We start from the raw sequence: 12,595 nt of genomic DNA, 5'->3' as shown, positions 1-12,595 counted from the left end.
CTTTCGCTTTATAAACTAAATTTGTGTGTAATTACACTAATTCGTCAATGAATGCTTCAGCACGGCCGATGTAATTAGCCGGTGTCATTAGCTTCATTTCAGCTTTTACAGTATCTGGTAATTCTAAACCATCAATAAAATCAGCCATGATTTCTTGGTTTACACGTTTACCACGCGTTAGCTCTTTAAGCTTCTCGTAAGGCTTTTCGATACCGTATTTGCGCATAACTGTTTGAATTGGTTCTGCAAGCAGTTCCCAGTTTTGATCTAGCTCTTCAAGAAGTCGATCAGCGTTTACTTCTAGTTTGCTAACACCTTTTAATGTTGCTTGGTACGCAATTAGTGTATAGCCCATACCAACGCCAAGGTTACGAAGAACTGTTGAATCAGTTAGGTCACGTTGCCAGCGAGATACTGGAAGTTTTTGTGCTAAGTGTGCAAAAATTGCATTAGCTAGGCCTAGGTTACCTTCTGAGTTTTCAAAGTCGATAGGGTTAACTTTATGCGGCATAGTTGATGAACCGATCTCACCAGCAACTGTTTTTTGCTTGAAGTGATTTAGTGCAATGTAACCCCAAACGTCACGGTCGAAGTCTAATAAGATCGTGTTGAAACGCGCGATTGCATCGAATAGCTCAGCAATGTAATCGTGTGGTTCGATTTGAGTTGTGAATGCATTCCAAGTTAAGCCAAGGCTAGTTACGAATTGCTCTGCATGTGCATGCCAGTCGTAATCAGGGTACGCGCTCAAGTGCGCATTGTAGTTACCTACAGCACCATTGATTTTACCTAGTAATTCTACATTTGCGATTTGCTGACGTTGACGTTGTAAACGAACATACACGTTTGCAAACTCTTTACCCATTGTTGAAGGAGAAGCTGGCTGACCGTGTGTACGAGTCATCATAGGTACACTTTTGTACTCAACAGCCTTTGCTTTGATTGCTGCAAGTAGCTCATCACAGTAAGGTAAAAGTACTTTGTCACGCGCTTCTGCTAACATTAAACCGTGAGACAGGTTATTGATATCTTCAGACGTACATGCAAAGTGAATGAATTCATTGATTGCATTTAATTCTGCATTATTTGCAACTTTTTCTTTTAGAAGATACTCAACCGCTTTAACGTCATGGTTCGTTGTACGCTCGATTTCTTTAACGCGCGCAGCATCTGCTTCACTAAAGTTGTCAACAATGCTGTCTAAAAGCGCATTTGCTTCGTCACTGAAAGCTGGTACTTCATCAATACCTTGTGCTTTAGCTAGGGCTTGTAACCAACGTACTTCAACAGTTACGCGGTACTTGATAAGGCCGAACTCACTGAAAATGCCACGCAATTCAGTAGTTTTACTACCATAGCGGCCATCCACTGGAGAGATAGCGGTTAACGCTGAAAGCTCCATAATTTCTCCTAAACTAATTGGTTTGTTTGAACGATTTTTTTAAATACTATTTTTAGCGATTTCGATAATTTTCTTTTTGCCAAAGAAAAATTGACGTCGCTTACCACCAAGTTGGCGCCAAAGCACGGCACTACGAATGCCAGCTAGTAACAGCGCTCGGATCTTATGTTGGTAACTTGGTTGTTTTAATAAATCTGGTTGACCAAATACTTGAATTTTTTGCCCAAGGGGACTCAGTACTTGGCTATAAATATCAGCAAAAGCAGCAACGATGGTGCTGTCGCAAATATCAAAATGTAATAGTTGTCTTTCAACTTGATTCAAGCGACTTGCCAGCTCATCTAACGCTTTTGAGTTTGCTGAAAGTGCACGTTCTAATTGCATCAAACTGCCAACATATTTAACCAGCTCAACATCTTTTTCGCCTTCTGGGGAGAGCTGTTGAATAAGCGTTTTATAACCGTCTTTGATCACCCATTTATCGTCATAGACGTCTTCTGGGTGAGCTGGGTTCAGGTTAACGATACTTTTTAAAAAAGTACTGACTTCCGCTTCATTAAACTGGCCGTATTTTGCTGTTTTTTGAACAAGTTTGCTGATCTGACACATGGCCGCCAGCGGTAAAACATAACTTGTCGACATTATTTGATCACCGAGTCGATGATACCGCCACCTAAGCAGACGTCATCAGCATAAAATACTGCTGACTGACCAGGGGTTACTGCTTTTTGAGGCTCATCAAATAAAACCCTTGCCATACCGTCTTCACCAACCAACAAAGTACATGGAATGTCAGTTTGTCTATAACGGGTTTTTACTGTGCAACGTGTTGTGCCTTTTGGTCCAACTCGGTCAACCCAATGTAATTGATTTGCGTTAAGGCCATTACTAAATAGGCGAGGGTGGTTTTTGCCTTGACCAACAATTAACACGTTACGCTCTACGTCTTTGTCAACCACATACCAAGGCTCGCCACTGCCTTCTTTCATGCCACCGATCAACAGGCCTTTTCTCTGACCAAGTGTGTGGTACATTAAACCTTCATGTTCACCCACTTCATGACCATCAGTGTCTTCAATTTTTCCTGGTTGCGCAGGTAGGAATTTTTGCAGGAAGTCTTTGAACTTGCGCTCACCAATAAAGCAGATGCCTGTACTGTCTTTTTTATCGTGTGTAATTAAACCTTGCTCTTCAGCAATACGACGTACTTCAGGCTTTTCAACTTGACCTACAGGGAATAGTGTTTGTGCAATATGCTCATGGCTAAGTGTATAAAGGAAGTAGCTTTGATCTTTATTGTCATCAAGGCCACGTTGCATCACAAATTTACCATCGCGCTCTTCACGACGAACATAGTGACCTGTTGCAATGTAATCTGCACCGAGTGCTTGTGCAGCGAATTCTAAGAAAGCTTTGAATTTGATTTCTTTATTACACATGATGTCTGGATTTGGCGTGCGGCCCGCTTTGTATTCCTCTAAGAAATACTCAAAAACGTTGTCCCAGTACTCAGCTGCAAAGTTTACGGTATGAAGTTGAATACCTAACTTATCGCAGACAGATTGTGCATCTTTAAGATCTTCAGCAGCAGCACAATATTCGTCATTGTCATCTTCTTCCCAGTTCTTCATGAACAGGCCTTCTACTTGATAGCCTTGTTGTTTTAATAAGTAAGCTGAAACTGAAGAATCTACACCACCGGACATACCAACGATGACTTTAATCTGACTATTATCGCTCATATTTTTTGCTGTTAATCTCTATGATTTTGAAAGGCGTGAGTATAGCACGATATTTTAAGAGGCTGAATCCCAAGTTGGTGTTTAACGCTAAAGCACTTTATATTCGCCATTGTGAATGCCATCAAGAGTGTATTTTCCAATACGATAGCGTATTAAGCGAAGTGTAGGGTGGCCAATATGGGCTGTCATTCTACGAACCTGGCGGTTTTTTCCTTCAGAAATGGTGATTTCAAGCCAAGTAGTCGGAATATTTTTGCGTTCTCGTATTGGAGGGTTACGAGGCCAAATATTTGGCTCATTAATAATTCTGACTTTTGCAGGCTTGGTAAGGCCATCTTTTAATTCGACACCTTTATTCAGTGCATAAATGGACTCATCGCTCGGCACACCTTCAACTTGCACCCAGTAGGTTTTATCTGTGTCTTTTTTCGGATTCGTCAGAGTGTGTTGTAATTTTCCGCAGTTTGTTAAGAGTAATAACCCTTCGCTGTCCCGGTCTAACCGACCTGCAGCGTATACGCCTTTTTCTTCTACGAAGTCTGCCAAAGTTGCACGATTTTGATCATCAGTGAACTGGCAAAGTACATCAAAAGGTTTATTAAACAGGACAATTTTAACTTGATCTGCAGGAAGCGCATCTTTGACCACACGTTTTTTATTAAACGGCTTTCTGTTATGCGGTTTCTTAGTGAATGTTTTTTTATTGCGATTAGGTGCGCGATTTTGCATTGTTTATAAGAGGTAAAAACTTTTGTGTGTGCATAATAGCAAATTATACATTTGCAACTAAGTAAAATACCTATAAAAAAGGGCATCAAACGATGCCCTTAATCATTCAAATTAATATTAAGCTAGTTTAGCTAATACTGTATTGAAAGTTTCACTAGGACGCATAGCTGCAAAAGCAAGTTCATCATTTGGCTGGAAATAACCGCCAACGTCTTTACTTACGCCTTGTGCAGCGTTAAGTTCTTCTACAATCGTTTGCTCTTGTGCCGTTAACTCTTCAGCGATTGGGGCGAATAACGCTTGTAGTTCAGCATCATCTGATTCCGCTGCAAGTGCTTGTGCCCAGTACAGAGATAGGTAGAAGTGGCTACCACGGTTATCAAGTTCGTTTACTTTACGAGACGGTGACTTGTTTTCATCTAGGAATTTACCAGTCGCTGCGTCTAATGTATCAGCAAGAACTTGTGCTTTAGCATTGCCATTTACTTGGCTTAAGTGCTCTAGTGATGCTGCAAGTGCTAAGAATTCACCTAAAGAGTCCCAACGTAAGTGGTTTTCTTTTTCGAACTGCTGAACGTGCTTAGGTGCAGAACCACCAGCACCTGTTTCGAATAAGCCACCACCGTTCATTAGCGGAACGATAGAAAGCATTTTCGCACTTGTACCCAGTTCAAGAATAGGGAATAAGTCAGTTAAGTAGTCACGTAAAACGTTACCAGTTACTGAAATCGTGTCTTGACCTTCTTTCATGCGAGCAAGAGAGTATTCTGTTGCTTCAACTGGTGCTTTGATAAGAAGTTCAAGGCCAGCTGTATCATGGTCAGCAAGGTATGTATTTACCTTTTTGATAAGCTGAGCATCGTGCGCTCGAGCTTCATTCAACCAGAAAACAGCAGGTGTGTTTGTAGCACGAGCACGGTTTACAGCAAGTTTAACCCAATCTTTAATTGGCGCATCTTTAACCTGACACATACGCCAGATGTCACCTTCTGCAACGTCATGCTGAAGAAGAACATTGCCGTCAGTATCAACAACTCTGATAGTACCAGCAGAAGCAGCTTCAAATGTTTTATCGTGTGAACCATATTCTTCTGCTTTTTGAGCCATAAGACCAACGTTAGGAATTGTACCCATAGTACGAGGGTCGAAAGCACCATTTTTCTTACAGAAGTCGATAGTTGCTTGGTAAACACCAGAGTAACAACGGTCTGGAATAACAAAGCTAGTGTCTTGTTGCTTACCTTCAGCATTCCACATCTGACCGCTTGTACGGATAGCAGCAGGCATAGACGCATCGATGATCACATCACTTGGCACATGTAGGTTTGTGATACCACGATCAGAGTCAACCATAGCAATGCTAGGGCGCTCAGCGTATACCGCTTGAATATCAGCTTCAACTTCGGCACGTTTTGCGTCGTCTAATTGTGTGATTTTAGTGTAAACGTCACCAAGACCGTTGTTAACATCAACACCTAGCTCTTCAAATAATTCGCCATGCTTAGCAAATACATCTTTATAGAATACTTTTACAGCGTGGCCAAAGATGATTGGATCAGACACTTTCATCATTGTTGCTTTCATATGTAGAGAGAAAAGTACGCCTTTCTCTTTAGCAGCATTGATTTCTTGTTCTAGGAAAGCTTGTAAGTCAGCAGCGCGCATGCGAGATGCATCAATGATTTCACCAGCAAGTAGAGGTGTGCTTGCTTTAAGTACAGTAACGTCACCATTTTCTGCAACGTGCTCGATGCGAACGTCAGTTGCATTTTCTACAGTTGTAGAAAGCTCAGAACCGAAGAAATCACCATCAGCCATGCTAGCAACATACGATTGTGAGTCAGCTGCCCATGCGCCCATTGAGTGAGGGTTTTTACGCGCATATGCTTTTACAGAAGCTGGCGCACGACGGTCAGAGTTACCTTCACGTAAAACTGGGTTTACTGCAGAACCTTTGATTTTGTCGTAAGTTGCTTTAATAGCAGCTTCTTTATCTGACTTTGGTTCTTCAGGGTAGTTAGGTAGTGCGTAACCTTTTTCTTGAAGCTCTTTGATTGTTGCTTTTAATTGAGGTACTGACGCAGAGATATTTGGAAGCTTGATAATATTAGCTTCTGGTGTTTTTGCTAATTCACCTAGTTCTGCAAGTGCATCGCCAATGCGCTGCTCTTCAGTTAAAAACTCAGGGAAGTTTGCAATCACACGACCTGCAAGTGAAATATCACGAGTTTCAACTTCAACGCCTGCAGCATTAGTGTAAGCTTGAATGATTGGAAGCAACGAATATGTAGCTAAAGCCGGTGCTTCGTCGGTTTTTGTATATATAATTTTAGATGTCATTATCATTCCTAGATCAGGGGCACAGAGTGCCTATCAAAACGCAATGGGAATGCTATGTTGCCTAAGGCAACTTTATATAGCAAGTTTGATAGTTATAACTACTCTAAAAGTCTATATGCACCATTGGCGGTGACACCTTAAAGGTTAATCAAAGTAATTGGGTAAACCTAAATAGGCATAACTAACAAGCCTGAAAACAGACACTAGTTTAACAAGCAATTTATATATGGGCTAATTTAAAAATTTAAAGTTGGAAAGAGAAATTAATGAGAAGGGGGTGAAGCGAGTTAAAACCCGCTTTATTAATGAGATAATAACATCAAGCGAGTTCAGTCTCTCTAGGAGCGATGTTCGTTGCATGAAGCCCTTTTGGACCTTGTTGCAACTCGAAGGTTACATCTTGACCGGCTTTAAGTGTTTTGTATCCATCCATCACAATCGTTGAGTAATGGGCGAAGATATCTTCTTCACTGCCGTCTTCTACGATGAAACCAAACCCTTTGGCGTTATTGAACCATTTGACTTTTCCGCAAGCCATACTTCCACATCCTTCTATAAGTTGACTAATTTAGTTAATCTAAACTTTATAATTTGCTAGACTGCCCATAGATTAGACAATCTAATAACGACTGTAGTTTAAATGAGCAATCAGTCAAGGCTTTTAGACAAATTTTTAACAAAAAATTTATTTTTCAATTCAAGTTTGCTTGAGTTAACAACACAAGACTATATTTTATTATGAGTGGTATTAAAGATTCTGGTGTAATCGATACAGTTAGAGAGAAGCAAAAGCAAAAGCTAAGCCCACCTCGAAAGTATAAAGTCATTTTAAATAATGATGATTACACTCCAATGGACTTTGTAATCGAAGTATTAATGACGTTTTTTAATATGGATAGCGAAAAAGCAACTGACGTGATGCTGCGCGTGCATCACGAGGGAAAGGCAGTATGTGGCTTATATCCTTCCGATATTGCACATACTAAGGCGGAACAAGTAAATCGTTACGCTCGCGACCATGAACATCCACTGCTATGTAGTTGTGAGCAGGAATAACCGATATAAATCTCGTTTGGGGGTTGCTTATGCTAAACAAAGATCTTGAAATTACCTTAAATGCAGCATTTCGTGAGGCAAGAACACGTCGTCACGAATTTATGACTGTTGAGCATTTATTACTTGCATTAATAGATAACCCATCAGCAGGTGAAGCATTAGGCGCATGCGGTGTTGATACAGAAACGCTCAAACGAGAGCTTTCTGAGTTTATCGATGAAACAACACCATTATTACCAGAAAATGAAAATGATAGAGAAACGCAGCCGACACTGGGTTTTCAGCGTGTTTTACAAAGAGCTGTGTTTCATGTGCAATCATCTGGGCGCACCGAAGTTACAGGCGTGAACGTATTAGTCGCAATTTTTTCTGAACAAGAAAGTCAAGCTGTCTATCTACTGAAAAAAAGTGATATTAGCCGCTTAGACATAGTGAACTTCATTTCTCACGGAGTGGCTAAGTCAGATGACGAGCATCATGAAGATGATCATGAAGATATAAATAGTGATGATTCAAACGACATACAAGGTGAAGAGAAGACTAAACTTGAAAACTTCACTACTAACCTGAACGCAATGGCACAAGCGGGCCAATTAGACCCATTAGTAGGCCGAGATCAAGAAGTAGAACGCACTGTACAGGTTTTATGTCGTCGTAAAAAGAATAACCCTTTACTTGTAGGCGAAGCTGGCGTTGGTAAAACTGCAATTGCAGAAGGGCTTGCCTATAGAATCGTAAATGAGCAAGTACCCGATGTGATTTCCGATGCGGTAGTCTATTCACTCGATATGGGCGCTTTGTTAGCGGGTACTAAATATCGCGGTGATTTTGAAAAGCGTTTTAAAGCGCTTTTAAAAGAGTTACAAGCAAAACCGCATTCAATTTTATTTATTGATGAGATCCATACAATCATAGGCGCAGGTGCAGCGTCGGGCGGTGTGATGGATGCCTCAAATCTGATCAAACCATTACTTTCTAGTGGTCAATTAAGATGTATGGGGTCAACAACTTATAACGAGTTTAAGAATATATTTGAAAAAGACAGAGCACTTGTGCGTCGCTTCCAAAAGATAGATGTACTCGAACCAAGTGTTGAAGACACCACAAAGATTCTAATGGGCTTGAAAGACCGTTACGAAGATCACCATGGTATTCGTTACACCCAAAAAGCACTCCGTGCTGCTGCAGAATTGAGTGCTAAGTATATCAACGAGCGGCACTTACCAGATAAAGCCATCGATGTGATTGATGAAGCGGGGGCAAACCAACGTTTGCTACCAGTATCTAAACGCAAGAAAACCATCAATGTTGCAGATATTGAGCAAATCGTATCTAAAATTGCGCGTATACCGCAGCAGAGTGTATCTTCAAGTGATAAAGAAACACTCAAAAACTTAGACAGAAACTTAAAAATGTTGGTGTTTGGTCAAGACCAATCAATCGATGCATTAACGTCTGCAATTAGATTGTCTCGCTCAGGTCTTTCAAATGAAGACAAGCCAATTGGTTCTTTCTTGTTTGCAGGTCCAACCGGTGTTGGTAAAACAGAAGTAACAAAGCAACTTGCAAAATGTATGGGAGTGGAGTTCATTCGTTTTGATATGTCAGAGTACTCTGAACGTCACGCGGTTAGCAGGTTAATCGGCGCGCCTCCAGGCTACGTAGGTTATGAGCAGGGCGGTTTGCTAACTGATTCTGTGATCAAACACCCTCATGCTGTTGTGCTTTTAGATGAGATTGAAAAAGCGCACCCAGATATTTATAACATTTTGCTACAAGTGATGGATCATGGCACGTTAACAGACAACAATGGACGCAAAGCAGACTTTAGAAATGTTGTACTTGTCATGACCACGAATGCGGGAGTTCAAGAAACCATTCGTCAGTCAATAGGATTTGCGCAGCAAGACCATTCACACGATGCGATGGTTGAGATTAATAAGGTGTTCACACCAGAATTTAGAAACCGCTTAGACAACATCATTTGGTTCAACCATTTAGATAAAGATGTCATTTTACAAGTTGTAGATAAATTCTTAGTTGAACTTCAAGCTCAACTTGACCGTAAATCTGTGAACCTTGAGCTTACAGCAGCAGCCAGAGAGTGGTTAGCTGACCTAGGTTACGACAAGGCAATGGGGGCAAGACCAATGTCACGTGTTATTCAAGAGCAATTGAAAAAGCCGCTAGCAAATGAAATCCTCTTTGGCAAGTTAGCCGAAGGCGGCACAGTAAAAGTGGGCCTGAAGAGCAATAAGCTAAACTTCCAATATGATGTTGAAATGGCTGAAGCTTAAAAGTGGGAAAGTGTAATCTCACCATTTTCATGAGACCATTAAAAAAGCCTAGCTAAGCTAGGCTTTTTTATTTGACACATCAAGTTAAATCACCATGATGAGTCAAAAGTAAAACGAATGAACTTAACCAATACGCTTTACAATCACGGCGTAATTAACGCGCGCGGAAAACGATACGACCTTTAGTTAAATCGTATGGCGTCATTTCAACAGTTACTTTATCGCCTGTTAAAATACGAATGTAGTTTTTGCGCATTTTACCAGAAATATGAGCAACCACTACGTGGCCGTTTTCAAGTTCAACGCGGAACATTGTGTTTGGTAAAGTATCAAGGACTGTGCCTTGCATTTCAATTACGTCTTCTTTCGCCATGTGTAGCGTAACACCTCTTTGATTAGATTAACGCAGCAGATTTTGCCGAAAACCACACAATAAGTAAAGGTAAGGGGGGAAATTAGTTAATTTAATTACAGCTTCAGTTGCCAAACATCCGATATAAAACGCTCTGCAGGTTTAAATTGAGACTTGTAAGACATCTTTCTGCAATCATCTATTTGATAACCGAGATAGACGTAATCAAGACCAGAATCGAGTGCTAATTCTATTTGAAGCAATATCATCACAACACCAAGACTAAACTTGTCATAGTCAGGGTGATAAAAGGTATAAATCGCAGACAATGAGTTTGGCATTGTATCTGTGACAGCAACGGCGATGAGTTCATCTTGATCCCACAACTCAATAAAGGTGACAGGTAACCAATTACAAAATAAAAAACTTTCATATTGTAAGCGGTTTGGAGGGAACATAGTGCCGTCATAATGCTTTTGATTAATATAGTTTTCATATAAGGCGTAATAATTTGATTGCTCTTTATCACTCACTTTAATATGGAACTTGCTTTTCGCTGCTTTTAGTTTGCGCTTTTGTGATTTTGATAACACAAAATCTTTAACAGGAAGGCGCATCGACTCACAGGCATGACAACTAGGACAGTGAGGGCGATAAATTTGGTCACCGCTTCGTCTGAATCCTAATTCTAATAAGTCTTGAAACCGTGCTGCGTTGTAGCATTGGCTATCAAGAATTACGAGTAGTTGTTCTTGTTTGTCAGGTAAATAACTGCAATCAAATTGTTGGCTTAATCCAATTTTTGAAGGAAAATGTTCAGTCATAAATCTCTTCCAAAACCTGTGGTTTCCACATCGAGCTGGGTATTTCAAAGCTTTGTGCTAATTTAAGTTTAGCTAAAAACTCAGACCTTGAAATTAATTTTGCACCTAAAGTGGTTAAATAGGGGTTTTCCAACTGACAATCTACAAAATGGGCGTTGTGTTTTTTAAGCCAATTAACTAACGCCCACATGGCTAACTTTGAGCCGTTCGGTTGATTAAAAAACATAGACTCACCACAGAAAACACCAGAGTTCATAACCCCATAAAGACCACCCATCAGACTATTGTTTTGATCCCAGACTTCGAGGCTATGTGCAAAACCTAACGAATGCATATGACTGTAGGCAACCAGCATCTGATGATTTATCCAGGTACCTTCTGCATGTAACCTTTGCTCTCGGCAGGCATTGATAACAGTGTCAAATGCTTTATTAACAGTGACTATAGGTCTTGTTCTTCTTACTACTTTTTTTAATGAACGACTGACATGGAAATCACTCAGTTCAATCACACCTCTTTCATTTGGCGACCACCACATGATGGGCTCTTTTTCATTAAACCAAGGGAAAATACCTGACCGATATGCAAGATTGAGTCTTGCAGGCGTAAGACAGCCTCCGATAGCAAGTAAGCCATTAGGTTCATTTAAAGCCAAAGTTGGTGAAGGAAAATCGATTGTTTCAGTTGATAGCTGATATAGGCGTGGTGTCATTTAAGAAATTAATCGTCTTTTTTAATGAAAAACATCTTAAAGTGAAAGCGGAGGGTTAAACAACCCTCCTGGTCTGAAATTTATTGGTTATCTAGGAAGCGCTCTGCATCTAGTGCTGCCATACAACCAGTACCAGCTGACGTAATTGCCTGACGATAGATGTGATCAGATACATCACCAGCTGCAAACACACCTTCAACAGAAGTTTGCGTTGCATTACCATTTAGACCTGACTGAACAACTAAATAGCCATCTTTCATTTCAAGTTGCCCTTCAAACATATCAGTGTTTGGTTTGTGACCGATTGCTATGAACACACCAGCTAAATCAAGCTGCTCAACATTATCTGAGTCAGTATCTTTAATTTTGATACCAGTTACACCCATTTCATCACCAACTACTTCATCTAAAGTACGATTGAAATGAAGTGTCACGTTGCCATTTTTCGCTTTTTCCATTAAGCGGTCAGATAAAATCTTTTCACTGCGGAATGAGTCTCGACGGTGAATAACATGAACTTCATCTGCAATGTTAGAAAGATACAGAGCTTCTTCAACCGCAGTGTTACCACCACCAACAACAGCTACTTTTTGTCCGCGGTAAAAGAAACCGTCACATGTAGCACATGCAGAAACACCACGACCTTGGAAAGCTGTTTCAGATTCAAGGCCTAGATACTTAGCAGAAGCGCCAGTAGCAATGATAAGTGCATCACAAGTATATGTACCTTGATCGCCTGTTAGTGTAAATGGACGCTTTGTAACGTCTACTTTGTTGATATGGTCGAAAACAATCTCAGTTTCAAAACGCTCTGCATGCTCTTTCATACGATCCATCAGTGCAGGACCTGTTAAGCCGTGTGCGTCACCAGGCCAATTCTCTACTTCAGTCGTTGTAGTTAGCTGACCGCCTTGCTGCATACCAGTAATTAACACAGGGTTTAAATTTGCACGCGCAGCATAAACTGCAGCAGTATAACCTGCAGGCCCTGAGCCTAAAATTAAAAGTTTACAGTGTTTTGCATCACTCATGAGGAATTCCTAATCAATTATCTTTTTAACGAAATGAGGACGATTCTATGTAAAACAAGTAAGAAGTAAAATAAATTAGGAATATTGAAAATTAATAAATTTAAAAGGTG

Annotated in this window: 12 protein-coding genes; 2 read left to right on the top strand and 10 right to left on the bottom strand. The window is 40.5% G+C overall.

Annotated features, from left to right (window positions below; translation table 11 throughout):
• Positions 1 to 31: 31 nt before the first annotated feature.
• The 6 genes from purB to cspD form a co-directional block, all read right to left on the bottom strand.
• A complete protein-coding gene (gene purB / locus ABMY35_RS17300; RefSeq protein ID WP_349287343.1) occupies positions 32 to 1,402 on the bottom strand; it encodes an adenylosuccinate lyase in 1,371 nt (456 codons plus the stop codon).
• Between the two features lie 39 nt (positions 1,403 to 1,441).
• On the bottom strand, positions 1,442 to 2,044 hold the full coding sequence (hflD, locus tag ABMY35_RS17295) for a high frequency lysogenization protein HflD (protein WP_349287342.1): 603 nt from the start codon (positions 2,042 to 2,044) through the stop codon (positions 1,442 to 1,444).
• Positions 2,044 to 3,144 carry a tRNA 2-thiouridine(34) synthase MnmA gene (mnmA, locus tag ABMY35_RS17290; RefSeq protein WP_349287341.1) on the bottom strand — a complete coding sequence of 367 codons (1,101 nt, stop codon included), beginning with the start codon at positions 3,142 to 3,144 and terminating at the stop codon, positions 2,044 to 2,046. The genes hflD and mnmA overlap by 1 nt, the downstream gene beginning before the upstream one ends.
• A gap of 87 nt (positions 3,145 to 3,231) precedes the next feature.
• Positions 3,232 to 3,873 carry a pseudouridine synthase gene (locus ABMY35_RS17285; protein ID WP_349287340.1) on the bottom strand — a complete coding sequence of 214 codons (642 nt, stop codon included), beginning with the start codon at positions 3,871 to 3,873 and terminating at the stop codon, positions 3,232 to 3,234.
• A 117-nt stretch (positions 3,874 to 3,990) separates the two neighbouring features.
• Entirely contained in the window at positions 3,991 to 6,213 is a 2,223-nt protein-coding gene (locus ABMY35_RS17280; RefSeq protein ID WP_349287339.1) for an NADP-dependent isocitrate dehydrogenase, read from the bottom strand.
• A 319-nt stretch (positions 6,214 to 6,532) separates the two neighbouring features.
• Positions 6,533 to 6,751 (bottom strand): cold shock domain-containing protein CspD, encoded by a 219-nt coding sequence (gene cspD / locus ABMY35_RS17275; RefSeq protein ID WP_138482390.1) that lies wholly within the window; start codon positions 6,749 to 6,751, stop codon positions 6,533 to 6,535.
• A gap of 200 nt (positions 6,752 to 6,951) precedes the next feature.
• On the opposite strand from cspD, the gene clpS reads away from it, so the two are divergent.
• Together clpS and clpA are read left to right on the top strand one after the other, a co-directional pair.
• Positions 6,952 to 7,269 carry an ATP-dependent Clp protease adapter ClpS gene (gene clpS, locus ABMY35_RS17270; RefSeq protein WP_138482388.1) on the top strand — a complete coding sequence of 106 codons (318 nt, stop codon included), beginning with the start codon at positions 6,952 to 6,954 and terminating at the stop codon, positions 7,267 to 7,269.
• 29 nt (positions 7,270 to 7,298) lie between these two features.
• Positions 7,299 to 9,566: an ATP-dependent Clp protease ATP-binding subunit ClpA gene (clpA, locus tag ABMY35_RS17265; RefSeq protein WP_349287338.1), complete on the top strand. Its 2,268-nt coding sequence runs from the start codon at positions 7,299 to 7,301 to the stop codon at positions 9,564 to 9,566.
• 154 nt (positions 9,567 to 9,720) lie between these two features.
• Here clpA and infA read toward each other — a convergent pair whose 3' ends face one another.
• The 4 genes from infA to trxB all read right to left on the bottom strand — a co-directional run bounded on the left by infA (position 9,721) and on the right by trxB (position 12,485).
• Positions 9,721 to 9,939 (bottom strand): translation initiation factor IF-1, encoded by a 219-nt coding sequence (gene infA, locus ABMY35_RS17260; RefSeq protein ID WP_058029687.1) that lies wholly within the window; start codon positions 9,937 to 9,939, stop codon positions 9,721 to 9,723.
• Between the two features lie 95 nt (positions 9,940 to 10,034).
• The gene (locus ABMY35_RS17255) at positions 10,035 to 10,742 is read right to left on the bottom strand and encodes an arginyltransferase (RefSeq protein ID WP_349287337.1); all 708 of its coding nucleotides are present in this window, start codon (positions 10,740 to 10,742) and stop codon (positions 10,035 to 10,037) included.
• A complete protein-coding gene (gene aat, locus ABMY35_RS17250; protein WP_349287336.1) occupies positions 10,735 to 11,454 on the bottom strand; it encodes a leucyl/phenylalanyl-tRNA--protein transferase in 720 nt (239 codons plus the stop codon). The genes ABMY35_RS17255 and aat overlap by 8 nt, the downstream gene beginning before the upstream one ends.
• Before the next feature lie 80 nt (positions 11,455 to 11,534).
• A complete protein-coding gene (gene trxB, locus ABMY35_RS17245) occupies positions 11,535 to 12,485 on the bottom strand; it encodes a thioredoxin-disulfide reductase (RefSeq protein ID WP_138482380.1) in 951 nt (316 codons plus the stop codon).
• Between the last annotated feature and the right edge of the window lie 110 nt (positions 12,486 to 12,595).

Source organism: Pseudoalteromonas sp. BZB3 (assembly GCF_040104455.1).
Taxonomy (GTDB): domain Bacteria; phylum Pseudomonadota; class Gammaproteobacteria; order Enterobacterales; family Alteromonadaceae; genus Pseudoalteromonas.
Note: the sequence above shows the minus strand (reverse complement) of the source record. Positions and strands in the feature narration are given on the sequence as shown.

Bases quoted from the DNA above. Each gene is read 5' to 3' on its own strand.
- purB (WP_349287343.1), bottom strand. From the start codon at position 1,402: ATGGAGCTTTCAGCGTTAACCGCTATCTCTCCAGTGGATGGCCGCTAT.
- hflD (WP_349287342.1), bottom strand. From the start codon at position 2,044: ATGTCGACAAGTTATGTTTTACCGCTGGCGGCCATGTGTCAGATCAGC.
- mnmA (WP_349287341.1), bottom strand. From the start codon at position 3,144: ATGAGCGATAATAGTCAGATTAAAGTCATCGTTGGTATGTCCGGTGGT.
- ABMY35_RS17285 (WP_349287340.1), bottom strand. From the start codon at position 3,873: ATGCAAAATCGCGCACCTAATCGCAATAAAAAAACATTCACTAAGAAA.
- ABMY35_RS17280 (WP_349287339.1), bottom strand. From the start codon at position 6,213: ATGACATCTAAAATTATATATACAAAAACCGACGAAGCACCGGCTTTA.
- cspD (WP_138482390.1), bottom strand. From the start codon at position 6,751: ATGGCTTGCGGAAAAGTCAAATGGTTCAATAACGCCAAAGGGTTTGGT.
- clpS (WP_138482388.1), top strand. From the start codon at position 6,952: ATGAGTGGTATTAAAGATTCTGGTGTAATCGATACAGTTAGAGAGAAG.
- clpA (WP_349287338.1), top strand. From the start codon at position 7,299: ATGCTAAACAAAGATCTTGAAATTACCTTAAATGCAGCATTTCGTGAG.
- infA (WP_058029687.1), bottom strand. From the start codon at position 9,939: ATGGCGAAAGAAGACGTAATTGAAATGCAAGGCACAGTCCTTGATACT.
- ABMY35_RS17255 (WP_349287337.1), bottom strand. From the start codon at position 10,742: ATGACTGAACATTTTCCTTCAAAAATTGGATTAAGCCAACAATTTGAT.
- aat (WP_349287336.1), bottom strand. From the start codon at position 11,454: ATGACACCACGCCTATATCAGCTATCAACTGAAACAATCGATTTTCCT.
- trxB (WP_138482380.1), bottom strand. From the start codon at position 12,485: ATGAGTGATGCAAAACACTGTAAACTTTTAATTTTAGGCTCAGGGCCT.